Source organism: Sphaerisporangium sp. TRM90804 (genome assembly GCF_029846175.1).
GTDB lineage: Bacteria > Actinomycetota > Actinomycetes > Streptosporangiales > Streptosporangiaceae > Sphaerisporangium.
Window position 1 is genome coordinate 161531 of the sequence record NZ_JARWAC010000030.1, and the last position, 20920, is coordinate 182450.

Annotated in this window: 17 protein-coding genes; 11 read left to right on the top strand and 6 right to left on the bottom strand. The window is 70.8% G+C overall.

Annotated features, from left to right (window positions below; all coding sequences use genetic code 11):
* Positions 1-45 precede the first annotated feature (45 nt).
* The gene (locus PYR91_RS32220) at positions 46-300 is read right to left on the bottom strand and encodes a hypothetical protein (protein ID WP_279786005.1); all 255 of its coding nucleotides are present in this window, start codon (positions 298-300) and stop codon (positions 46-48) included.
* A 233-nt stretch (positions 301-533) separates the two neighbouring features.
* On the opposite strand from PYR91_RS32220, the gene PYR91_RS32225 reads away from it, so the two are divergent.
* Entirely contained in the window at positions 534-983 is a 450-nt protein-coding gene (locus PYR91_RS32225) for a hypothetical protein (RefSeq protein ID WP_279786007.1), read from the top strand.
* 304 nt (positions 984-1287) lie between these two features.
* Here PYR91_RS32225 and PYR91_RS32230 read toward each other — a convergent pair whose 3' ends face one another.
* The 4 genes from PYR91_RS32230 to PYR91_RS32245 all read right to left on the bottom strand — a co-directional run bounded on the left by PYR91_RS32230 (position 1288) and on the right by PYR91_RS32245 (position 5790).
* Complete coding sequence (locus PYR91_RS32230) at positions 1288-3075, bottom strand: hypothetical protein (protein ID WP_279786009.1); 1788 nt, start codon at positions 3073-3075, stop codon at positions 1288-1290.
* Between the two features lie 147 nt (positions 3076-3222).
* Positions 3223-4059: a methyltransferase domain-containing protein gene (locus PYR91_RS32235; protein WP_279786011.1), complete on the bottom strand. Its 837-nt coding sequence runs from the start codon at positions 4057-4059 to the stop codon at positions 3223-3225.
* A gap of 179 nt (positions 4060-4238) precedes the next feature.
* Complete coding sequence (locus PYR91_RS32240) at positions 4239-4922, bottom strand: hypothetical protein (RefSeq protein ID WP_279786012.1); 684 nt, start codon at positions 4920-4922, stop codon at positions 4239-4241.
* A 67-nt stretch (positions 4923-4989) separates the two neighbouring features.
* The gene (locus tag PYR91_RS32245; RefSeq protein ID WP_279786014.1) at positions 4990-5790 is read right to left on the bottom strand and encodes an ATP-binding cassette domain-containing protein; all 801 of its coding nucleotides are present in this window, start codon (positions 5788-5790) and stop codon (positions 4990-4992) included.
* 114 nt (positions 5791-5904) lie between these two features.
* Between PYR91_RS32245 and PYR91_RS32250 the strand changes: the two genes are divergently transcribed.
* The gene (locus PYR91_RS32250; RefSeq protein WP_279786015.1) at positions 5905-6702 is read left to right on the top strand and encodes a DivIVA domain-containing protein; all 798 of its coding nucleotides are present in this window, start codon (positions 5905-5907) and stop codon (positions 6700-6702) included.
* A 51-nt stretch (positions 6703-6753) separates the two neighbouring features.
* Here the strand turns inward: PYR91_RS32250 and PYR91_RS32255 are convergent, their stop codons facing one another.
* On the bottom strand, positions 6754-7251 hold the full coding sequence (locus tag PYR91_RS32255; protein WP_279786016.1) for an Lrp/AsnC family transcriptional regulator: 498 nt from the start codon (positions 7249-7251) through the stop codon (positions 6754-6756).
* Between the two features lie 216 nt (positions 7252-7467).
* Here PYR91_RS32255 and PYR91_RS32260 point away from each other — a divergent pair, with 216 nt between their 5' ends.
* The 9 genes from PYR91_RS32260 to PYR91_RS32300 all read left to right on the top strand — a co-directional run bounded on the left by PYR91_RS32260 (position 7468) and on the right by PYR91_RS32300 (position 20910).
* Positions 7468-8901, top strand: coding sequence for an aminobutyraldehyde dehydrogenase (locus PYR91_RS32260; protein WP_279786018.1), 1434 nt, complete (start codon positions 7468-7470; stop codon positions 8899-8901).
* 64 nt (positions 8902-8965) lie between these two features.
* On the top strand, positions 8966-10117 hold the full coding sequence (locus tag PYR91_RS32265) for an ABC transporter ATP-binding protein (RefSeq protein ID WP_279786020.1): 1152 nt from the start codon (positions 8966-8968) through the stop codon (positions 10115-10117).
* An 8-nt stretch (positions 10118-10125) separates the two neighbouring features.
* A complete protein-coding gene (locus PYR91_RS32270; RefSeq protein WP_279786022.1) occupies positions 10126-11400 on the top strand; it encodes a spermidine/putrescine ABC transporter substrate-binding protein in 1275 nt (424 codons plus the stop codon).
* 2 nt (positions 11401-11402) lie between these two features.
* Positions 11403-12257: an ABC transporter permease gene (locus PYR91_RS32275; protein WP_279786024.1), complete on the top strand. Its 855-nt coding sequence runs from the start codon at positions 11403-11405 to the stop codon at positions 12255-12257.
* Positions 12254-13108, top strand: a complete 855-nt coding sequence (locus PYR91_RS32280) for an ABC transporter permease (RefSeq protein ID WP_279786026.1) — start codon at positions 12254-12256, stop codon at positions 13106-13108. The genes PYR91_RS32275 and PYR91_RS32280 overlap by 4 nt, the downstream gene beginning before the upstream one ends.
* Before the next feature lie 79 nt (positions 13109-13187).
* The gene (locus tag PYR91_RS32285; protein WP_279786027.1) at positions 13188-14582 is read left to right on the top strand and encodes an FAD-dependent oxidoreductase; all 1395 of its coding nucleotides are present in this window, start codon (positions 13188-13190) and stop codon (positions 14580-14582) included.
* Positions 14583-14744: 162 nt separating this feature from the next.
* Positions 14745-17297 (top strand): carboxylate--amine ligase/circularly permuted type 2 ATP-grasp protein, encoded by a 2553-nt coding sequence (locus PYR91_RS32290; protein ID WP_279786029.1) that lies wholly within the window; start codon positions 14745-14747, stop codon positions 17295-17297.
* A complete protein-coding gene (locus PYR91_RS32295; RefSeq protein ID WP_279786031.1) occupies positions 17297-19078 on the top strand; it encodes an N-acetylglutaminylglutamine amidotransferase in 1782 nt (593 codons plus the stop codon). The genes PYR91_RS32290 and PYR91_RS32295 overlap by 1 nt, the downstream gene beginning before the upstream one ends.
* Entirely contained in the window at positions 19054-20910 is a 1857-nt protein-coding gene (locus PYR91_RS32300; RefSeq protein WP_279786033.1) for a prolyl oligopeptidase family serine peptidase, read from the top strand. The genes PYR91_RS32295 and PYR91_RS32300 overlap by 25 nt, the downstream gene beginning before the upstream one ends.
* The last annotated feature ends 10 nt before the right edge of the window (positions 20911-20920 follow it).

The following is a 20920-nucleotide window of genomic DNA, read 5'->3' on the forward strand; positions in this document are numbered from 1 at the left end:
CCAAGCCGAGGCCACCCGCACCGACGAGTCCACGACCGGGCGGGGTCACATATGGCGAACGGCGTTGGCCATCAACGCCAGCAGCAGCAACGCCCCCGCCCCGACCCCCAGCATGCGCCAGAACGCCCCCCACGCGGCCGCCTTGGCCCCGGGAACCTTCCCCTGAGCATCCGCCGCGGCCTTCACCGCCTTCCCCCACCCCGCCCACGTGTCCACCACCCGCTGAAACCGCCGCCCCACAAGAAACAGAACCGTGGCGACCACCACAACGATCACCACACGCCCGTCGGCACCATCCATGGCTCTCTCCCGCCTGAGAAAGCGAACCCCGGCGCTGGAGAACTTATTCGACCTCTCGCGGGCGCGAAAGTGGAATGTCATTTTGAATGCCATTCGAATTATGGCGGCCGACTGCACATATCTCCATATATCCACAAATTCGACAGCAAAGCGATCCTCCTATGCCCGCCTGCTCCGCTACCTGGCCGAGCAGGGCTACTCTCAGTAGAGTCGTCCAGGTGCGATGTGCCGCTGTGTGCGCCCTCCTGCTGCTCGCGGCGTCCGCTTGCAGCAGCGGTCCGACCCTTGACGAGGCCGCGCGGGTCATGGCCGAAGATGGTGCCGTGCTGAGCCGGCTTGCGTTCATCGGGGCTCCGGTCGTCGCGGACAAGAGCGCGGGCAAGGACAACGACCCGACCGGCTGCTCCGAAGGGTCGGCGCGCCGTAGCTTCAGAATCACCGGCCGCTTCAATGAAAGCGACGTTCTCACCCCGCGAGAGAAACCGGAAAGCGTGGCGTTCGCGCTGGCTTCTCAGCTCCGCGTCCTCGGGTACGAGAACGATGCCCCCTTGTCCGCCGACGACGCGCCGGATCACACCGTGCACGTCTTGAGGAAAAAGGATCCCGGTATCACGTTCAGGGTCGTCACCCAGGCGGTGGAGCCGGGTATCGAGGTGTTCGGCCAGACCGACTGCCTGCCGTGAGGTGACGACTAGGCTCCGGTCGTCACCTGTTGGGCCTGCTGTCGCAGTCGATGCGCGGCGAGTCGCAGGTTTCGTGAGGCCTCATGGCATTGGTCGGCCAACCTTCCCAGCTCCGCCTTCCTCTGCGCGCACTCGTGGCCGAAGCGCTGAGCCGCCGGGCCCGTCCATGCGGGACCCTCATCGAGGGACCCGAGCCGGATCCGTTCGAAGAAGGCGGAGAGAGCCTCCGCATGGCGATCGAACCGTGCGGCGAGACGGTCCTTGGCGTCGGCCTCGCGTCGCAGCTCGGCGGGATCCGGCATCGTCAACCCCCCCGGCTTCCCAGCGCGTCCAGCACCACCGGCAGCATCAGCCCTTGCAGCGTGATCTCCAGGAACTGCCGGTCCCCGTCACTGAAGGCGGGCAGGCCGTGCTCCCGCCGTGACGCCTCGAACGCGTCCAACTGCACATTGACGAGCTTTCGCACCTCCTCGGAGGCTTCCTCCGGCGGTGCGCCGTCCCACAGCTTCCCCAGGAAGTCCTCGCCGGGGTTCTTCGCCACGAAGTCGGACACCTTTCCCATCGCGGTGTCCACCACGAGTTCCTTGCCCAGCTGGGAGATCACCGCTCCGGCCGCGATGTCCAGTGGGAACATGGCGAGCTGAGAGTAGAACTCTCGAGTCTCCTCGGCGGTGAGATCGGCCTCATGGATACCACCGATGAGCAATGAGGCGAGCCCTCCGGTGGTCATGGCCTTCTTCAGGAAGACACCACGTTCCTGTTCTCGCGCGGCTTCGGTGACGGCATTTCCGAATGGGTGGCTCTCGCCCAGTTGCAGAGCTTTGACGAACGCCTTGTACTGCTTCTCCAGGATGGGAAGGGTCGCTGGGTCCCGAAGAAGGCCTCCAAAGAAATTGACGGCTTCATCCGAACCGAGTCGCATCCAAGCCCGGTCGGGGGAGGTGGATACGTCGAACTTGTTCGCGGCCCACACGGCGGCGAGGTCGGTGAAGTGCTGGGGGATGTGCTTGGCGAGGGTCTGGGCCAGGGGGGAGGGGACCTGGAGGACTTCGCCGTCGGGGATGGAGGGGTTCAGGGATGACCAGGTGGACTGGGTGCCGAAGATCTTGATGGTGTTGATCCAGGCGTCGCGGCGAAGCGTGGGGTCGCCGGCGTCCGCTGCCAGGGCGTTGTCCAGGGCTTTCGCCAGGAGGGTCTCGAAGGCGGGGGTGCCGTTTCCCTTGACGACCTCGGGGCGGAGCAGGAGTTCGGCGCTCTTGCCGTCGGCGAGGAGGAGCTGCGTGGCTTCGAGGTTCTTGGTCAGTGCCGTGACGAGCCAGTGGGTGTTCCAGCCGGGGTCCGGGCCCTTGTGGCTGCTCGCCCTCGCTATCTTGGCCCCGGCCTGCGCCACGAACGCGGTGGGTTGTGGGGCCAGGGCCAGCAGCAGGGCCAGGTCTTCCACGGGGCTGCCGGCGAGCAGGCGGGGACGGAGATCGGGCGGGGCCTTGCCGATGGTGGACGCGGCGGCGAGGGCGTCCGCCAGCGGGCCCAGATCGTCGCTGATCCTGGCGACGTCGTCGGGGCTGTGGCCCGAAGGGCCGCTCCGGTGGCGAGCGCTTTCGGCGCGGAGGATTCCGGTGAAGGCGGCGGCGCCCAGCTGGGCGAGTAACCCGGCCGCGTACTCGGTGTCGGCGGTCTTGCCGCGCCGTTCCGCGAGGACGGATCGCAGCCGTTGCCAGGAGGGCGGGCTCGGGTCGGCCTGGTAGGCGGCCCATGCCGCTTTCACCGCGTCGCCCGCGACGACTCCCGCCGCGTGCGCCGACTCGGCGCTGGGAAAGAAGAACTCCGCCCCTTTCACGCCATCACGCGACGCGGTGTCCTCCATCCGCTGGATGGTCTGAACGCGCCAGTCGAGGTCGCGTTGTGCGCCGGCGAGAAAAGCGTGCACGCGGTCGAGCACCTCGGCTCCCGGGCCCGCCGGCCAGTCGTCGGCCGCCTCCGTTATGGACGCGGAGAGATGAGGCTTGAATGCCGCCGCGCCCCGCATGGTGTCGTCCATGGCGGAGAGCAGAAGCTGGGCGGCATGCGGGTTTATGCCGACGAATTCCCCCATCGTGCCTGGTCTCCTCGCGGGTAGAGGTGCCCGAGCAGAAGCCATTGCATCGTAACGGGGGACGACGGACGGCAAGCACTTTCCTCACGCCCAGCGGGCCGGATCAATACTCGGACAGGCCTCAAGCGGTCGCCGCGTTGTCTCGGCTCAGGGGCGGCAGAGGATTTCGCCGTGCAGGACGGTGAACCAGCCGTCGGGGGAGGCGCCCCATTCGCGCCAGCCTTCGGCGAGGCGGTGGAGGTCGGACCGGGTGGCGTAGCCGTAGGTGATGGCCTGGGTGGCCAGGGAGGAGGAGGTGACGCGGTCGGCCCACAGGTCGCTCCACCAGGTGCGGTCGGCGGGGGTGGCGAAGCACCACACCGAGGCGGTGGCGGTGACGTCGGTGAATCCCGCCTGGTGGGCCCAGGAGAGCAGGTGGCGGCCGGCGTCGGGCTCGCCGCCGTTGGCGCGGGTCACGCGCAGGCTCAGCGAGAGCCAGTCGCGCAGGGCGGGGACCTCCGGGTACCAGGTGAAGCCGCTGAAGTCGGAGTCGCGGGCGGCGACGAGGCCTCCCGGCGCGCACGCCCGGCGCATCGCGGCCAGCGCGGCGACGGGGTCGCCGAGGTGCTGCAGCACCTGGTGCGCGTGGACGACGTCGAAGGTCTTCCCGGGGTCGGGCTCGTAGACGTCGCCGACCTCGCAGGTGACGTTCGTGAGCCCTCGGACGGCCACCGTCTCGCCCGCCTGGAGCACGACGCCCTCGGCCGTGTCGATCGCGGTGACGTGCCCGGGGGCGACCAGTTCCGCCAGGTCGGCGGTGATGGTGCCGGGGCCGCAGCCGATGTCGAGCAGCGACATGCCTGGGCGCAGGTGCGGGAGCAGGTACGCCGCCGAGTTGGCCGCCGTGCGCCAGGTGTGCGAGCGGAGTACCGATTCGTGGTGGCCGTGGGTGTAGACGGCGCGCGGCTTCTCGGGCATCTTCCTCAGCTCCCCGGTGGGTCCCATGGGTGGAGCGTAGTCGCCTGTCCATTTTATGAGAAGTATGGTCTTGATTATCGAGACGGCATCGAATATGACGACGTGGGCGCTGCGGCGGACAGGCGCTCCTGTGGTGAGGTGCCCGTAGACGGGCTGACGCTGGGGACGGCCGCGCTTGGGGCGGTCCGCGGTGCCGGGCCGCGAGGTCAGGGGCGGGTGCGGCGGAGGCGGGTGTAGGCCAGGAGGGCCGCGGCGCACCAGAAGAGGGTGGGGGCGGTCAGGGACGGCAGCGCGGCGGTGAGGAAGGACGGCTCGTTGGCCGCGCGGATCCAGCCGATCAGCGGGACGGTGAGCCACGGGATCGGCGCCAGGCTGATCAGCAGCATCGTCACGTAGCCGCCCAGCAGGACGAGGGCGGAGGTCGCCGAGTCGGGCAGGATCGGCCGGCTGGACAGCGCGCCGAGCACGGTGCCGGTGAGCAGGGACAGGAGATGGAGGGCCAGGCCGCCCAGCAGGACGGGCCAGCCGGGCATGGAGCTGAACCCGATGGCCAGGGGCACGGCGAGCGCGAGCACGGCCAGCCCGGCGTTGACGGCGACGGCTGCGAGCAGACCCGCGCCCACCTCGCGGCCGGGGCGCCCGGCGGCGGTGATGGCGATGAGCCGCTGCACGTCGGGATCGGTGTCCAGCAGCCCGCGCGCTGCCCAGGCGAACACCGGGACGAGCAGCACGGCCGAGTCGGCGTACGACGACAGCTCCTGGCCCACGCCCACCCGGGTCGAGTACAGCACGATCACGACGGCCAGCAGCCCGATGAACGGCTGCACGATGCGGTGCGCCCTGGCGTACCCGGCGGTCTTGAAGCGGGCGAGGGCGAGTACCGGCCTCATCGGGCGCCCTCCGCGTGGGGTGCCTCCGCGGCGTGCCCGGCGGTTCCGAGGCGGGCGGGTGCCGGCCTCATCGGGGGCCCTCCGCGTGGTGTTCGTCGGCGGCGGGGCCGGTCGGGGTGGGGCCGGGATCCGCGGGGGCGGTTCCCGGGCGGATCCTCGCCGCGTAACCGTCGGCGCGGAGCTTGCGTGTGACGGCTTCCGCCTCGCCGGCGTCTACCGTCACCTCGATGACCGCCTTGGCGGTGGTCCCGTGGCCGGTCGTGCCGGACGCGGGGTGGTGGACGGCGGCGTCCTCCACGGTCAGGTGGGTGACGCCGGGGTGGCCGGCCAGGCCGTTCTGGTGGTCGCTGAGCACGACGATGCCTCCGGCGCCGGCCAGTTCCGCCATGGCCAGGGGGAGTTCGGCGCGGGTGCGTTCGTCGAGGCCGGAGAACGGCTCGTCCAGGACCAGCAGGCCGGGGGAGGCGAGCAACGCCTGGGCGAGGCCGACCTTGTGGGCGCTTCCCTTGGACAGGTCGGCGAGCGGCGTTCCAAGCAGGTTCTCCATGCCCAGCCGCTCGGCCCACGTTCCGATGACGGACGACGGCAGCCCGCGGACCGCGGTCACGTGCGCCAGGTAGGCCGACACGGTGAAGGGCTGCTGCGCGGGAAAGATCTCGGGCGCGAAGCCGACGACCGGGGGCCGGCCGGAGATCGACCCGCGGGTCGGGCGCGCGGTGCCGGCGAGCAGCCGCAACAGCGTCGACTTGCCCGCCCCGTTGCGCCCCTTGACCTCGGCGATCGTGCCGGACGGCAGCTCAAGGCCCACTTCGTGGAGAACCCACGGGGCTTTCCTGGCGTAGCGGAAGGAGAGGTTCGCGAGCCGCATAGATCCAGAAGCTTACCCCCGTCTTCCCAACCGTCTGGATTTCGCAAAGTAATGCCCTAAGAATGGGAAAGAAGAGAAAGCCGATGCGGGGGTGTCGATTCGGGAGGACAGGGCGTGAACCGCTTTCCACGTGTGTTCGGGTTGCGGAACGGTTACGACCCCGGCCAGGTGGACGCGCTGATTCAGCGCATCGAGGCCACGCTCGGGCGCGGCGTCGTCGAGGGGGCGCCCGTGACCGCCGACGACATCCGCATGGCGCGCTTCAACGTCAAGCTGGGCGGCTACAACGAGGTGGCGGTCGACTTCGCGCTGGACGCCTTCGTCGTGGCCGTCGAGACGCTGGCCCGGGGCGAGGCGGGTGATCCGGCTCCGGCGAAGGGGCGTGCCGGCGCGTTGCACGCCGCGCCGGTGGCCGAGGGCGCGCCTGCCGGGAGCCTGCCGGGCGGGCTGGCGCGGGAGGCCGGGCATGGTGGCGAGGCGGAACGTTCCGAGGAGGACGACGACGCCCCCACCCTGCCGGGGCTGGGGGAGAAGCCCGGGCCCGGCCAGAGGCCGGTCGCCGAGGCGCTGACGGCGGCGTGGCTGGAGACGCAGGCGGCGCGGGTGGAGCGCGTGCTGTTCCGGCCGGGCAGGCTGGGCGCCGGCTACAACGAGGACGAGGTGGACGTCTTCCTCGACCGCGTGGTGGCCACGCTGCGCGGCACCACCGACCGTCCGCTCACGGCCGAGCAGGTCAGGAGGGCGGCCTTCTCGACGGTGGTCTTCAAGACCGGCTACGCCGTCGCCCAGGTGGACGCGTTCCTCGCCGAGATCGCCGACGTGCTCGAACGCCGCGGCTCCCCCGAGGAACCCCCGTCCCAGAACGGGGCGGGGGCGGCCCGGGACGCGGCTCAGCGGGTGGCGCGGGAGTAGGTGCGCTCGTACGGACGCCGCGGCGCCCGGGGGCCCTCTAACACCGGACCGTCAGCGGGTGCCCCAGGAGTAGGTCTGCTTGTGCAGCTTCAGGTAGACGAAGGTCTCGGTCGCCCGGACGGTGGGGATCGCCCGGATCTTGCCGAGGATCTCCAGCAGGTGGCGGTCGCCCTCGCAGACCACCTCGACCATGATGTCCAGCGAGCCGGCCGTGAGCACGACGTAGTCGATCTCGTCGATGGACGACAGTTTGTCGGCCACCGTCTCCAGGTCGCCCTCGCACTTGATGCCGATCATCGCCTGGCGGGGGAAACCCAGCGTGAGCGGGTCGGTGACCGCGACGATCTGCATGACCCCGGCGTCCAGCAGCCGCTGCACCCGCTGGCGTACGGCCGCCTCCGACAACCCCACCGCCTTGCCGATGGAGGCGTACGGCTTACGCCCGTCGGCCTGCAGCTCCTCGATGATCTGCTTGGAGATCTCGTCCAGCACCACCGGGCCGGGTTTGGGGCGGGCGGGCTCCCGTCGCGCCTTCGGCGGCGTCGTCATCTCCGTGCGTCCTCCCTTGCACCCGGTCGGCTAGCGCAGACTGATTACGGCGCCGTCTCCGCGATGTTGCCGTCCTGGTGCGACATGTTGTCAGTTAGGCCTGTACTGTCAAGCGATTTCGTAGCAATTTGATATATTCGCGACGAAATCCCTTGTCGTCACGTTCGCACTCTGTCAGAGTCGCGACAACTCAGCCACCTCCCAAGGAGGCAAACGTTGACCACCCGTCTGCAGAACTTCATCAACGGTGAGCTCGCGGACGCCAAGAGCGGCCGGTTCTCCGACGTGGTCGACCCGTGCACGGGTGAGGCCTACCTCCAGGCGCCGGTCTCCGGCCAGGACGACGTCGACGCCGCCTACGCGGCGGCCGGCGCGGCCTTCGAGGCGTGGGGGACCGCGACGCCGGGCGAGCGCGCGAACCTCCTGCTGAAGGTCGCCGACGCGATCGAGGCGCGGGCCGGCGAGCTGGTCGAGGCCGAGTGCCGCAACACGGGCAAGCCCCGCGCCCGCATGGCCGAGGACGAGATCCCCCCGGCGGCCGACCACTTCCGCTTCTTCGCCGGCGCCGCACGCACGCTGGAGGGCCCCACCTCCGGGGAGTTCCTGGCCGACCACACCTCGGTGGTCCGGCACGAGCCCATCGGCGTGGTGGGCCAGGTGACGCCGTGGAACTACCCGCTGATGATGGCGGTGTGGAAGATCGCCCCGGCGCTCGCCGCGGGGAACACGGTCGTGCTCAAGCCCTCCGACACCACCCCGGTCTCCACGGTGAAGCTCGCCGAGATCATGGGCGAGATCCTCCCGGCGGGCGTCTTCAACGTCGTCGTGGGCGACCGGGAGACCGGCGCGCTGGTCGTCGGCCACCCCGCCGCCTCCATGGTCGCGATCACCGGTTCGGTCGGCGCGGGCGTCCAGGTGGCCAAGTCGGCCGCCGACGACCTCAAGCGCGTCCACCTGGAGCTGGGCGGCAAGGCGCCGGTCGTCGTGTTCGACGACGTCAGGGACATCGCCGGGGTCGCCGAGGCGATCGCCGGCGCCGGTCTGTACAACGCCGGGCAGGACTGCACCGCGGCCTGCCGGGTGCTGGTGCACGAGAGCATCCACGAGCCGTTCCTGGCCGCGCTCGCCGAGGCCGCCGCGGCCACGAAGACCGGCGCGCTGGACGACGAGGACGCCTTCTACGGCCCGCTCAACAACGCCACGCAGCTCGCCCGGGTCGAGGGCTTCCTGGAGCGGATCCCCGGCCACGCGAAGGTCGTCACCGGCGGCAGGCGCGTCGGCGACGCCGGCTTCCTGTTCGAGCCGACCGTCGTCGACGGGCTCCAGCAGGAAGACGAGATGATCCAGACCGAGGTGTTCGGCCCGGTCATCACGGTGCAGACGTTCGCCGACGAGGCGGAGGCGCTCACCAAGGCCAACGACGTGAAGTACGGCCTGTCCGCGTCGGTGTGGACCTCCGACCACGGGCGCGCGATGCGCATGTCCCGGCGGCTGGACTTCGGCGTCGTGTGGGTCAACACCCACATCCCGTTCGTCTCGGAGATGCCGCACGGCGGCTTCAAGCACTCGGGGTACGGCAAGGACCTCTCGGTGTTCGGCCTGCACGACTACACGAGGGTCAAGCACGTCATGCATTACATCGGCGAATGACCGGACCGGCTCACGGGCGCTGTCGCCTCGCATGCCGGTCGGCTTAGAAGAGGGATAGCCTGGAATGACGGAAATCCAGGCGGGCAGGGGGGCGGCCGTCGCGGCCGCCTCCGGGGATTCCCAGGTGCCCGCCATCGAGCTCGACGGCGTCGTCAAGGAGTACCAAGCGCAGGGTGAGGTCGTACAGGCGGTCAAGGGCGTCAGCCTCTCGATCGCCGAGGGCGAGTTCTTCTCCATGCTGGGGCCCTCCGGGTGCGGCAAGACCACCACCATGCGGATGATCGCCGGGTTCGAGGATCCGTCGCGCGGCACCGTCCGGCTGCACGGGCAGGACGTCACGGACGTGCCGCCCAACAAGCGTGACGTCAACATGGTCTTCCAGTCCTACGCGCTGTTCCCGCACATGAGCGTCTGGGAGAACGTCGCCTTCGGCCTGCGGCGGCGCCGCGTGCCCGCGCAGGAGATCAAGAACCGGGTCGGCGCGATACTGGAGATCGTCGATCTCACCGGCCGCGAGAAGCGGCGCCCGCGCGAGATGTCCGGCGGCCAGCAGCAGCGGGTGGCGCTCGCCCGCGCGCTGGTCAACAACCCGCGCGCCCTGCTGCTGGACGAGCCCCTCGGCGCGCTGGATCTCAAGCTGCGCCAGGCGATGCAGATGGAGCTCAAGCGCATCCAGCGCGAGGTCGGCATCACCTTCGTGTACGTGACCCACGACCAGAACGAGGCGCTCACCATGAGCGACCGCATCGCCGTCATGAACGACGGCCTGGTCGAGCAGCTCGCCGGTCCCCGGGAGATCTACGAGCGCCCCGCGACGACGTTCGTCGCGGGCTTCATCGGCACCTCCAACCTGCTGAGCGGGACGGCGGAGCGGGTGGACGGCGGCACGGCCCTGCTGCGCGTCGGCGAGCGGGGAAGGGTGCTGGTGCCGGTCGGGGACGACGTCCGGCAGGGCGGCGCGGTGGAGGTGACCGTGCGCCCGGAGAAGATCCGGATCTCCGTCGAGGAGCCCGCCGCGGACGTCAGCGCCGTGCCCGGGACGGTCGCCGAGGTCGTCTACCTCGGCACCTACAACAGTTATGCCGTGAACCTGGCCGGCGGCGCGGAGTTCACGGTGTTCGAGCAGAACGCCAGCAACAGTGACATCACGGCGGAGCGGGGTGCCTCCGTCTGGCTGTCGTGGCAGCCGCAGCACTCGTACGCGATAGGAAGTTGACCCTTTTCATGACCACCGCCCCTCGCGATCTCGCGTTCCTTCGCGGCCTCACCCAGGCCCGCACCCGCTCCGGCTCCGCCGCGACCCCGCTCACCCGCCGCGACGCCCTGCGCGTCGCGGGCCTGTCAGCCGCGGCCCTGGGCCTGGCCGCCTGCGGCGTGCAGGGCCGGGGCGCCGCGGCCCCGCCCCAGAAGGACGCCGTCGCCGGCTACTGGGCGGACAAGAAGCAGAACGGCACCCTGCGCTTCGCCAACTGGCCGCTGTACATGGACAAGGACGGCAAGCGGTACGTCACCCTGGAGAGCTTCACCAAGGAGACCGGCATCCAGGTCGAGTACCAGGAGGCCATCCAGGACATGTCCACCTGGTTCGGCAAGATCCAGCCGCAGCTCGCCGCCGGGCAGGACATCGGCTACGACCTGATGGTCATGACCAACGGCATCCAGCTCGGCCGGGCGGTCGCGCTGGGCTACCTGGTGCCGCTGGACCACGCCAGGCTGCCGAACTTCGCCGCCAACGCGGGGGACACGTTCAAGAACCGCTCCTACGACAAGGGGAACGTGTACACGATCCCCTGGCAGTCGGGCGTGACCGGCATCGCGTACAACCCCAAGTACGTGGACGGCGAGGTCACGAGCATCCAGGAGCTGTGGAACCCGAAGTACAAGGGCAAGGTCGGCATGCTGCTGGACAACCAGGAGATCGCGAACTTCGGCCTGTTCGCGCTCGGCATCGACCCGGACAAGTCGGTCGAGGCGGACTGGCGTAAGGCGGGTCAGAAGCTTCAGGAGCAGCGTGACGCCGGAATCGTCCGCAAGTACTACGAGAACGACTACGTGGACGCGCTCGTCCGCGGCGACATCTGGATGTGCATGGCCTGGTCGGGCGACGTCTACCAGCAGATCGCCGAGGGCCAGGACCTGAAGTTCGTCGTCCCCCAGGAGGGGGCCACGATCTGGACCGACAACATGTGCATCCCGAAGACCGCGCGGAACCCGGTCGACGCGCTGGCGATGATGGACTACTCATACAAGCCCGAGATCGCGGCCAACCTCGCCGAGTACATCAACTACATCACCCCGGTGCCCGGAACGCAGGCCCTGCTCAAGGACCGCGCCGCCAAGGCCTCCGGCGACGACAAGGAAGCGCTCGACCTGCTGGCGGCCAGCCCGCTGATCTACCCCTCGGACGCCGACATGGCCAGGCTGCGGTCGTACAAGACGCTGACCTCCGCCGAGGAGAAGGTCTTCGAGGGCATCTTCCAGCCGATCACGCAAGGTTAGGCATGAGACGCCGGATCGCGCCCTACCTCCTGGTCCTGCCCGGAGGCCTGTGGCTCATCGCCTTCCTGGTGGTGCCGCTCGTCTTCATGGCGTCGGTCTCCACCCAGGAGGGCGACATCGTCAACGGGTTCGCCCAGACCTTCCGGTTCGCCAACTTCGCCGACGCCCTGACCGAGTACCGGACGCAGTTCCTGCGCTCGGCGGGCTACGGGCTGGCGGGCACGGTGCTGACCATCGCGCTGGCCTACCCGGTGGCGTACTGGATCGCGTTCAAGGCCGGCAGGCGCAAGTCGACGTACCTCCTGCTCGTGCTGCTGCCGTTCTTCGTGTCGTTCGTGCTGCGCACCGTCTCCTGGAAGTTCCTGCTGGCCGACGACGGCATCCTGCTGCAGCCGCTGAAGAGCGCCGGCCTGCTGGCGCAGGACTTCCACGTGCTGCAGACGACGGCCGCGGTGGTCGGCGGCCTCACCTACAACTACCTGCCGTTCATGGTGCTGCCGATCTACGTGGCGCTGGAGCGGGTGGACCCGCGCGTCGTGGAGGCGTCCCAGGACCTCTACGCCTCGCGCCTGACGTCGTTCACCAAGGTCGTGCTTCCGCTGTCGCTGCCCGGCGTGTTCGCGGGCGTGCTGATGACGTTCGTCCCGATGACGGCCGACTACGTCAACGCGGCCATCCTCGGCGGCCCCGCCAACACGATGATCGGCAACATCATCCAGACGGAGTACCTGGTGAACAACGACTACCCCGCCGGAGCGGCGCTGTCGTTCACGCTCATGGCCGCCATGCTGATCGGCATCTTCGTCTACGCCAGGGCCCTGGGCACCGAGAACGTGCTTGAGGCGGCGGCGCGATGAGCGGCCCGCTCAGCCCCGCGCTGCCCGCCGTGGCGGCCGGCGGACCGCGCACCGGCCCGGCGCGCCGTCCCCGCAAGCGCTGGGGCGACCGCCTGCTGTACGGCTACACCTGGCTCGTGCTGATCTGGCTCTTCGCGCCGATAGCCGTGATGATCGCGTTCGGCTTCAACGACACCCGGAGCAAGTCGAACGTGAGCTGGCAGGGCTTCACGTTCAAGTGGTGGGGCAGGCTCGGCGACTACCCCGACCTGACCCTCGCCGTGGTCAACTCCGTGACGATCGCCCTGCTCGCCACGCTGATCACCACCGTGCTCGGCACGCTGATGGGCGTCGCGCTCGGCCGGTACCGTTTCCGCGGCCAGGGCGCCACCAACCTGGTCATGTTCGCCGCCATCTCCTCGCCCGAGCTGGTCATGGGCGCCTCGCTGCTGTCGCTGTTCGTCAGCCTGGGGGTGCAGACCGGGTACTACACGATCGTGATCGCGCACGTGCTGTTCGCGGTCTCGTTCGTCGCGGTCACCGTGCGGGCGCGCGTCGTCGGCCTGGACCCCTCGATCGAGGAGGCCGCGCGCGACCTCGGCGCCTCGACCTGGGTGACCTTCTGGCGGGTGACGTTCCCGATGATCCTCCCGGGCGTCGTGTCCGGCGCGCTGCTGGCGTTCGCGCTGTCGATCGACGACTTCGTCATCACGCAGTTCACCAGCGGCCCCACCATCACCTTCCCCCTGTGGATCTACGGCGCCGTCCGCATCGGCGTGCCGCCACAGGTCAACATCCTCGGCACGCTGATCTTCGCGGTCGGCGTGGCGATCGCCGTGATCAACACGGTGACCTCCCGGCGCCGCACCTGAGCCCGGGGACATGACCGGGCGGGGACGCGGCGCCCCGTCCGGAAAGCACAACAACGCGTTTCGTGAGGACGTGGAAATCGTGGATCCGCTGATAGCGCTGGCTGACGCGGAGCGTAAGCCGTACTGGTTGGACAGTCCGGACAATCCCGAGCCGTTACGCCGGCTCTTCGAACACACCACCGCCGACCTGGTCGTGGTCGGCGGCGGCTTCTCGGGGCTGTGGACGGCCCTGATCGCCAAGGAACGCGACCCCTCGCTCGACGTCGTCCTGCTGGAGGGCAGGCGCGTCGGCTGGGCCGCGTCCGGGCGCAACGGCGGGTTCTGCGGGGCCAGCCTGACCCACGGGCTCGGCAACGGCCTGGCGCGCTGGCCGCGGGAGATCGCCGCCCTGGTGCGGATGGGCAGGGAGAACCTCGACGAGATCGAGCGGACCGTGGCCCGCCACGGCATCGACTGCGGGTTCGAGCGCACCGGCGAGCTGCACGTGGCCACCGAGCCCTGGCAGCTCGGCGCCATGGCCGGGGAGGCCGACATCGCACGCGAGCTGGACATGGACGTCCGGCTGCTGGACGCCGGGCAGGTGCGCGCCGAGGTCGGCTCGCCCACCTACGCCGGCGGCGTGTGGGACCGCGACGGCTGCGCGATGATCGACCCCGCCCGGCTCGCCTGGGGCCTGCGCGACGCCTGCCTGTCGGCGGGCGTCCGGGTGTACGAGCGCACCCCGGTGCGCTCGATCCGCGACGACGGGACGGCCCTGCACCTGTCCACCCCGCACGCCGACGTGCGCGCGGCCAAGGTCGCCCTCGGCACGGGCGTGTTCCCGCCGCTGCTCGGACGGCTCAGGAGCTTCCTGGTGCCGGTCTACGACTACGCGCTGATGACCGAGCCGCTGAGCGCGGCCCAGCTCGGCGCGGTCGGCTGGCGCAACCGGCAGGGCATCGGCGACGGCGCCAACCAGTTCCACTACTACCGGCTGACCGAGGACAACCGCATCCTGTGGGGCGGCTACGACGCCGTCTACTACAACGGCGGCATCGTGCGGGAGGAGTACGACCAGAACGACGCCACGTTCGCCAAGCTCGCCGAGCACTTCTTCACCACCTTCCCGCAGCTCGCCGACGTGCGCTTCACGCACAGGTGGGGCGGCGTGATCGACACGTGCAGCAGGTTCAGCGCGTTCTTCGGCACGGCGCACCACGGCCGGCTCGCCTACGCGGTGGGCTACACCGGGCTGGGCGTCGGCCCCACCCGGTTCGGGGCCAACGTCATGCTCGACCTGCTCTCGGGCGAGCCGACCGAGCGCACCGAGCTGCGGATGGTGCGGGAGAAACCGGTGCCGTTCCCGCCCGAGCCGCTGCGTTCGGGGGTCATCCAGCTCACCCGCTGGTCGATCGCCCGCGCCGACGCCCAGCAGGGACGTCGCAACCTCTGGCTGCGCACGCTGGACCGCCTGGGGCTCGGTTTCGACTCCTGACCGACGGCGAGGCGGGCGCCCCGCGCCCGGGGCGTCCGCCCTCCGCCGCTGCCCAGGGCGGCATTTCACAACGCGAAGAGCCCCATAGTGACGTGCATACCGCCTGTTTCCTGGGCAGAAGCCCTTGCAACACTTACGGTGAACCAGCTTAAGGATGAGGGCATGACCAGTCTCGGGGAGTCGGTCGCCGTCGGCGTCGAGGAGGAGTTCCACGTCGTGGATCTCGAAACCCGCCATCTCGTCCCACGCGCGGGCAACCTGCTGAATCGGCTGCCGAACGAGCGCTTCACCGAAGAGCTCCAGCGGTCGGTGGTGGAGTCCAACAGCCGCCCCTACGTGAGGCTGGAGGATCTCGGTCACGACCTGACGGCGCTGCGCCGCACGGTGACCGAGGCCGCCGACGGTCTCGGCCTGGGCATCGTGGCGGCGGGAACCGTGCCGCTGGTCGACCCGGCGGCGCTGGAGATCTCGCCGGACGCGCGCTACGAGCAGATGCTGGAGGACTACCAGCTACTCACCCGCGAGCAGCTCATCTGCGGCGCCCAGGTGCACGTGGACGTGTCCGACCGCGATCTCGCCGTCGAGGCCGCCCACCGCGTGGCGCCCTGGCTGCCGCCCCTGCTGGCGCTCAGCGCCAGCTCCCCGTACTGGTTCGGCGCCGACAGCGGCTACGCCAGCTACCGCACGCTGGTGTGGCAGCGCTGGCCCACCACCGGCCCGGTGCGCCGGTTCTCCTCGGCCGCCGAGTACGACCAGATGGTCGCCGACCTGGTGCGGTCCGGGGTGATCAGCGACCCGGGGATGATCTACTTCGACGTGCGCCCGTCCCGGCACCTGCCGACGGTGGAGCTGCGCATGTGCGACGCCTGCCCGCGGGTGGAGGACGTCGTGCTGCTGGCCGGCATCTTCCGCGCCCTGGTCCTGCGCGAGCTGCACGACCTCGAAGCCGGTGTGCCGATGCAGGAGACCCGCACCGAGATGGTGCGGGCGGCGACCTGGCGCTCGGCACGTTCCGGGCTCGAAGGCATGCTCGTCGACCCGGTGGAGGGCACGGCCATGCCGGCGGGCGAGGTGATCCGGCGGATGCTGACGGGCCTGCGCCCCCAGCTGGAGGCGACCGGCGACTGGGAGCTGGTCACCCTGCTCACCGAGGCCGCGCTGGCCCGCGGCAGCTCCGCCGCCCGTCAGCGCAAGCTGATGCAGAGCGGCGGCACGTGCGTCGACGTCGTCGACATGCTGGTGGCCGAGACCCGCGCGGACGGCTGGCACGAGCTGTACGGCGGCCCGCTGCCCGGCCTGGAGACCACCCTGCTCAAGGGGTACGAGGTCGTGAAGGACGAGGCGGTCATCGAGGGCATCGTGCGCGAGCCCTACCAGCCGGTCTTCACGGTGCTCGACCGGCTCGGCGCGGTGGAGCTGCGTGAGCGCGAGACCACGCGGAACGCCTACATGGACGACAACGGCATGGCGTTCCGCGTCGGCGACGGCGAGGACCAGGAGGCCACCCCCGAGCACGGCACCGGTCAGGACGGCCGGATGCCCGTCGACCTGGTGCCCCGGCTCGTCGCGGCCGACGACTGGGCGATGATCGAGGAGGGGATGCCGCAGCGCGTCCGCGCCCTCGAAGCGTTCGTGCGCGACGTCTACGGCAGGCGCGAGGCCATCAGGGACGGCGTGGTGCCCGGCTGGGTCGTGGAGGAGTCCACCGGATTCCGGCCGACCGGCCTGCGCGTGCACGAGGGGTCGGTCAGGTGCTCGGTCGCCGGGCTCGACCTGGCCCGCGACGGCGCCGGCCGCTGGATGGTGCTGGAGGACAACCTTCGCGTCCCCTCCGGCATCGGCTACGCGGTCGCCAACCGGCGGCTCGCCGCCCACATCGTGCCCGAGCTCGACCGGTCGCACGTCCACGACCCGGAGGGCACGGCCGCCCTGCTGCGCGAGACCCTGCTCGCCGCCTCGCCCGTGGACGACCCGGCGCTCGCCGTGGTGACCTCCGGGCGCGGCGACCCCGCCTACTTCGAGCACAGCCTGCTGGCCGAGGAGATGGGCGTGCCGCTCGTCCTCCCGGCCGACCTCACCGTCGACGACGGCGTCGTGCGCGCCGCCGGCCGCCGCGTCGACGTGCTGTACCGCAGGATCAACGAGGACGACCTGCTGGCCGCCCCGATCGGGAATGCCCTGCTGGCCGCGATGGAGCGCGGGACGCTCACGCTGGCCAACGCCCCCGGCAACGGCGTCGCCGACGACAAGAGCCTGTACCGGTACGTGCCCCAGCTCATCGACTACTACCTGGGGGAACGCCCGTTGCTGGCCAACGTGCCCACCTATCTGTGCCGTGACGAGCACGACCGCGAGAACGTGCTCGACCGCCTGACCGAGCTGGTCGTCAAGCCCGTGGACGGGTTCGGCGGGCACGGGGTGGTGATCGGCCAGGACGCCTCCGCGATGGAGCTGGAGGAGCTGCGCAAGGAGATCCTCGCCGCCCCCGAGCGGTGGGTGGCGCAGGAGACCGTGGCGCTGTCCACCCACCCCACCTTCGACGGCGACCGCATGCGGCCGCACGTGATCGACCTGCGGGCCTTCGTCCTCCTGGGACGAGAGGGCGTCGTGCCGCGGGCCGCGCTGACCCGGGTCGCGCCGCCCGACAGCATGATCGTGAACTCCTCCAAGGGCGGCGGCGCCAAGGACACCTGGCTGATGAAGGAGACGGCCTGATGTGCGGCCTGAGCGGCGAGATCCGCTTCGACGGGCAGGCGGCCGACGTCCCGGCCGTGGTGCGCATGACGGCGACCATGACCGACCGCGGGCCCGACGGCACGGGAACGTGGTCGATCGGCCCCGTCGCCCTGGGCCACCGGCGCCTGAGCATCATCGACCTGTCGGAGCGTGGCTCCCAGCCGATGGTGGACGCCGAGGCGGGCCTGGCCGGGGTCTTCAACGGCTGCCTGTACAACTACCGCGAGCTGCGCGAGGAGCTGGCCGCGGAGGGGTACCGCTTCTTCTCCACCTCCGACACCGAGGTGCTGCTGAAGGCCTACCGCCACTGGGGCGGGCGGTGCGTCGACCGCTTCAAGGGCATGTTCGCGTTCGCGGTCGCCGAGCGGGACACCGGCCGGCTCGTGCTCGGCCGCGACCGGCTCGGCATCAAGCCGCTGTACGTCACCCAGGACGCCCACCGGCTGCGGTTCGCCTCCACCCTGCCGGCGCTGCTCGCGGGCGGAGGCGTGCCGACCGACGTCGACCGCGTCGCGCTGCACCACTACATGACCTTCCACTCGGTGGTGCCCTCGCCGCGGACGATCCTGACCGGGGTGCGGAAGCTGCCGCCGGCGACCGTGCGCACCATCGAACCCGACGGCACGATCAGCGACGACCACTACTGGACGCCCGCCTTCTCCCGCGCCCAGGAGGCCGTGGGCATGGACGCCGCCGAATGGCGCGACGCCGTCCGGGAGACGCTGCGTGTCGCCGTACGGCGGCGCATGGTCGCCGACGTGCCCGTCGGCGTGCTGCTGTCGGGCGGGCTCGACTCCACCATGATCGTCGCGCTGCTCGCCGAGGAGGGCCAGCGGGATCTGGCGACGTTCAGCGTCGGGTTCCACGCGGCCGGCGGGGAGTCGGGCGACGAGTTCGCCTACTCCGACATGGTCGCCGCCCGGTTCGGCACCGACCACCACCGCATCATGGTCGACGACCAGCGGCTGCTGCCGTCCCTGGTCGACGCGGTGGCGGCGATGAGCGAACCCATGGTGAGCCACGACTGCGTGGCCTTCCACCTGCTGTCGCAGGAGGTCTCCAAGCACGTCAAGGTCGTCCAGTCGGGCCAGGGCGCCGACGAGGTGTTCGCGGGATACGACTGGTACCCGCCGCTGGCGGGGGTGCCGCGCGACGACGCCGCCGAGGCGTACGCGAAGGTGTTCTTCGACCGGCCGCACGAGGATCTGTCGGAGTTCCTGGAGCCGGAGTTCCTGGTCGGCGAGGACGTCAGCGGCGCGTTCGTCCGGGCGCACATGGGCATGCTCGGAGCGGACACCGCGCTGGACGCCGCGCTGCGCCTGGACACCGGCGTCATGCTCGTCGACGACCCGGTCAAGCGGGTCGACAACATGACGATGGCCTTCGGGCTGGAGGCCCGCACGCCGTTCCTGGACCACGAGCTGGTCGAGCTGGCCGCCCGGTGCCCGCCGGAGCTGAAGCTCGCCTCCGGCGGCAAGGGCGTGCTCAAGGACGCGGCCCGCGGGCTGGTCCCCGACGAGGTGATCGACCGTCCGAAGGGGTACTTTCCGGTCCCGGCGATCCGGCACATCCACGGACCGTTCCTAGAATTGGTCCGGGACGCCCTCACCGGTCCCACCGCGCGCTCGCGTGGCCTGTTCCGCCCCGCCATGGTGGAGAAGCTGCTCGCCGCGCCCGACGACCACCGGACCACCCTCGGGGCCAACGCGCTGTGGCAACTTGGACTCCTCGAGTTGTGGCTGCAAGCGCAAGGAGTCTGACCGTCGACCTCTCGTGGACCTGCCGGTTCCCCGCACTCTCGCCCGACGGCCGTGCCGTCGCGTTCGTCAGCGACCGCGACGGCGTGCCCCGCGTCTGGGTCCAGGACCTGCCCGAGCCGGGCGGGGCGCCGGCGACGCCCGGGCCCCCGCACGCCTCACCGCGGGCCGCGGCCGCGCGCGCTCCCGGCGCGCCACCGGCCCGGCCCGGCCACGCCCGGGTGATCGACACCGGCCCCGAGCCGGTCGACGACGTGCTGTGGTCGCCGGACGGCGCCTGGCTGGCCGTTCAGATCTCGCCCGGCGGGGGCGAGCACACCCAGGTCTGGGCGGTGCGTCCCGACGGCACCGACCGCCGCCTGCTCGCCGGGCCGGAAGACCTGCCCGCCAAGGGCTCGGCGGTGTTCGTCAGGTGGACCGGCCGGGGCTCCATCCTCCTGGTCGCCGAGCTGGCACCCTCGGGCACCACCGAGGCCGTGCTGATCGACGCCGAGCTGGGCAACCGCGACACCATCGCCACCGGCCCGCTGATGTGGCCGAGCGCGGTGAGCCGCGACCACGGGCGCGTGCTGCTGCGCCACGGCTCGCGCGGCAAGCGTGAGATGGCGGTGGCCGACCTCCCCTTCGGCAGGGAACGGCCGCTGCTGCCGCCCACCACCGACATCGGGTCGCTGTCTCCGGACGGCGAGATCGCCTACGTCCGCTCCAACGCCGGGCGCGACCGCAGCGCGCTGATCGCCATGCCGGTCGGCGGGGCGCCGACGGTGCTCGCCGAGCGGCCGGACGCCGAGCTCGACCGGTTCACCGTCAGCCTGGACGGCCGGGTGGCCCTGCTGGCCTGGAACGTGGCGGGGCGCTCGGAGCTGCAGCTGATCGACCTGCCCGGCGGCCAGACCCGCGAGCTTCCCCCGCCGCCCGCCGCCGTGATCAGCTCCGTGCGCCTGTCGCCGGACGGCGCGCTGGCCGTGATGGCGGCCGAGTCGCCCGACACGCCCTCGTACGTGCTCCTGTGCGACCTGCGCACCGGGCGGTACCAGCGGGTGGCGGGCGACGATCCGCTGCCCGACGAGATCGTGGCCGAACTGGTGCGCTACCAGGCCAGGGACGGCCTGGAGCTCACCGCCTGGCTGTACCGGGCGGCGCCGTCGCCGTCCCCTTGCGTGATCTACCTGCACGGCGGCCCCGAGAGCCAGGAGCGGCCCACGTTCAACCCGCTCTTCCAGCGGCTCGTGGCGGCCGGCATCAGCGTCCTGGCGGCCAACGTGCGCGGCTCGTCCGGCTTCGGGCGCGCCTTCCTGGACGCCGACGACCACGCGCTGCGCTTCCACGCGATCGACGACGTCGCCGACTCCGTCGCCTACGCCGTGGGCGCCGGGGTCGCCGACCCCGCCAAGGTCGCCTGCATGGGGCGCTCGTACGGCGGCTACCTCACGCTGGCGGCCCTGGTGACCTACCCCGAGCTGTTCCGGGCCGGGGTCGACGTCTGCGGCATGGCCGACTTCGCCACCTTCTACGCCAACACCGAGCCGTGGATCGCCGCCGCGGCCGTCACCGAGTACGGCGACCCGGTGGCCGACCGCGACCTGCTGCGCGCGCTGTCGCCCATCCACTCCTTCGACCGGCTCACCGCGCCGCTGCTGGTCGTGCACGGCGCCCAGGACACCAACGTGCCGGTGTTCGAGGCCGAGCAGGTGGTGACCGCGGCGACCAGGCGCGGCATCCCCTGCCGCTACCTGCTGTTCGACGACGAGGGCCACGAGACGGTGCGCAAGGCCAACAAGATCGCCTTCATGCAGGCGGTGACCGACTGGCTCACCCGCTGGTTCGAGGACTGACGCCGCGATC

Bases quoted from the DNA above. Each gene is read 5' to 3' on its own strand.
- PYR91_RS32220 (WP_279786005.1), bottom strand. From the start codon at position 300: ATGGATGGTGCCGACGGGCGTGTGGTGATCGTTGTGGTGGTCGCCACG.
- PYR91_RS32230 (WP_279786009.1), bottom strand. From the start codon at position 3,075: ATGGGGGAATTCGTCGGCATAAACCCGCATGCCGCCCAGCTTCTGCTC.
- PYR91_RS32235 (WP_279786011.1), bottom strand. From the start codon at position 4,059: ATGGGACCCACCGGGGAGCTGAGGAAGATGCCCGAGAAGCCGCGCGCC.
- PYR91_RS32240 (WP_279786012.1), bottom strand. From the start codon at position 4,922: ATGAGGCCGGTACTCGCCCTCGCCCGCTTCAAGACCGCCGGGTACGCC.
- PYR91_RS32245 (WP_279786014.1), bottom strand. From the start codon at position 5,790: ATGCGGCTCGCGAACCTCTCCTTCCGCTACGCCAGGAAAGCCCCGTGG.
- PYR91_RS32255 (WP_279786016.1), bottom strand. From the start codon at position 7,251: ATGACGACGCCGCCGAAGGCGCGACGGGAGCCCGCCCGCCCCAAACCC.
- PYR91_RS32265 (WP_279786020.1), top strand. From the start codon at position 8,966: ATGACGGAAATCCAGGCGGGCAGGGGGGCGGCCGTCGCGGCCGCCTCC.
- PYR91_RS32270 (WP_279786022.1), top strand. From the start codon at position 10,126: ATGACCACCGCCCCTCGCGATCTCGCGTTCCTTCGCGGCCTCACCCAG.
- PYR91_RS32275 (WP_279786024.1), top strand. From the start codon at position 11,403: ATGAGACGCCGGATCGCGCCCTACCTCCTGGTCCTGCCCGGAGGCCTG.
- PYR91_RS32280 (WP_279786026.1), top strand. From the start codon at position 12,254: ATGAGCGGCCCGCTCAGCCCCGCGCTGCCCGCCGTGGCGGCCGGCGGA.
- PYR91_RS32290 (WP_279786029.1), top strand. From the start codon at position 14,745: ATGACCAGTCTCGGGGAGTCGGTCGCCGTCGGCGTCGAGGAGGAGTTC.
- PYR91_RS32295 (WP_279786031.1), top strand. From the start codon at position 17,297: ATGTGCGGCCTGAGCGGCGAGATCCGCTTCGACGGGCAGGCGGCCGAC.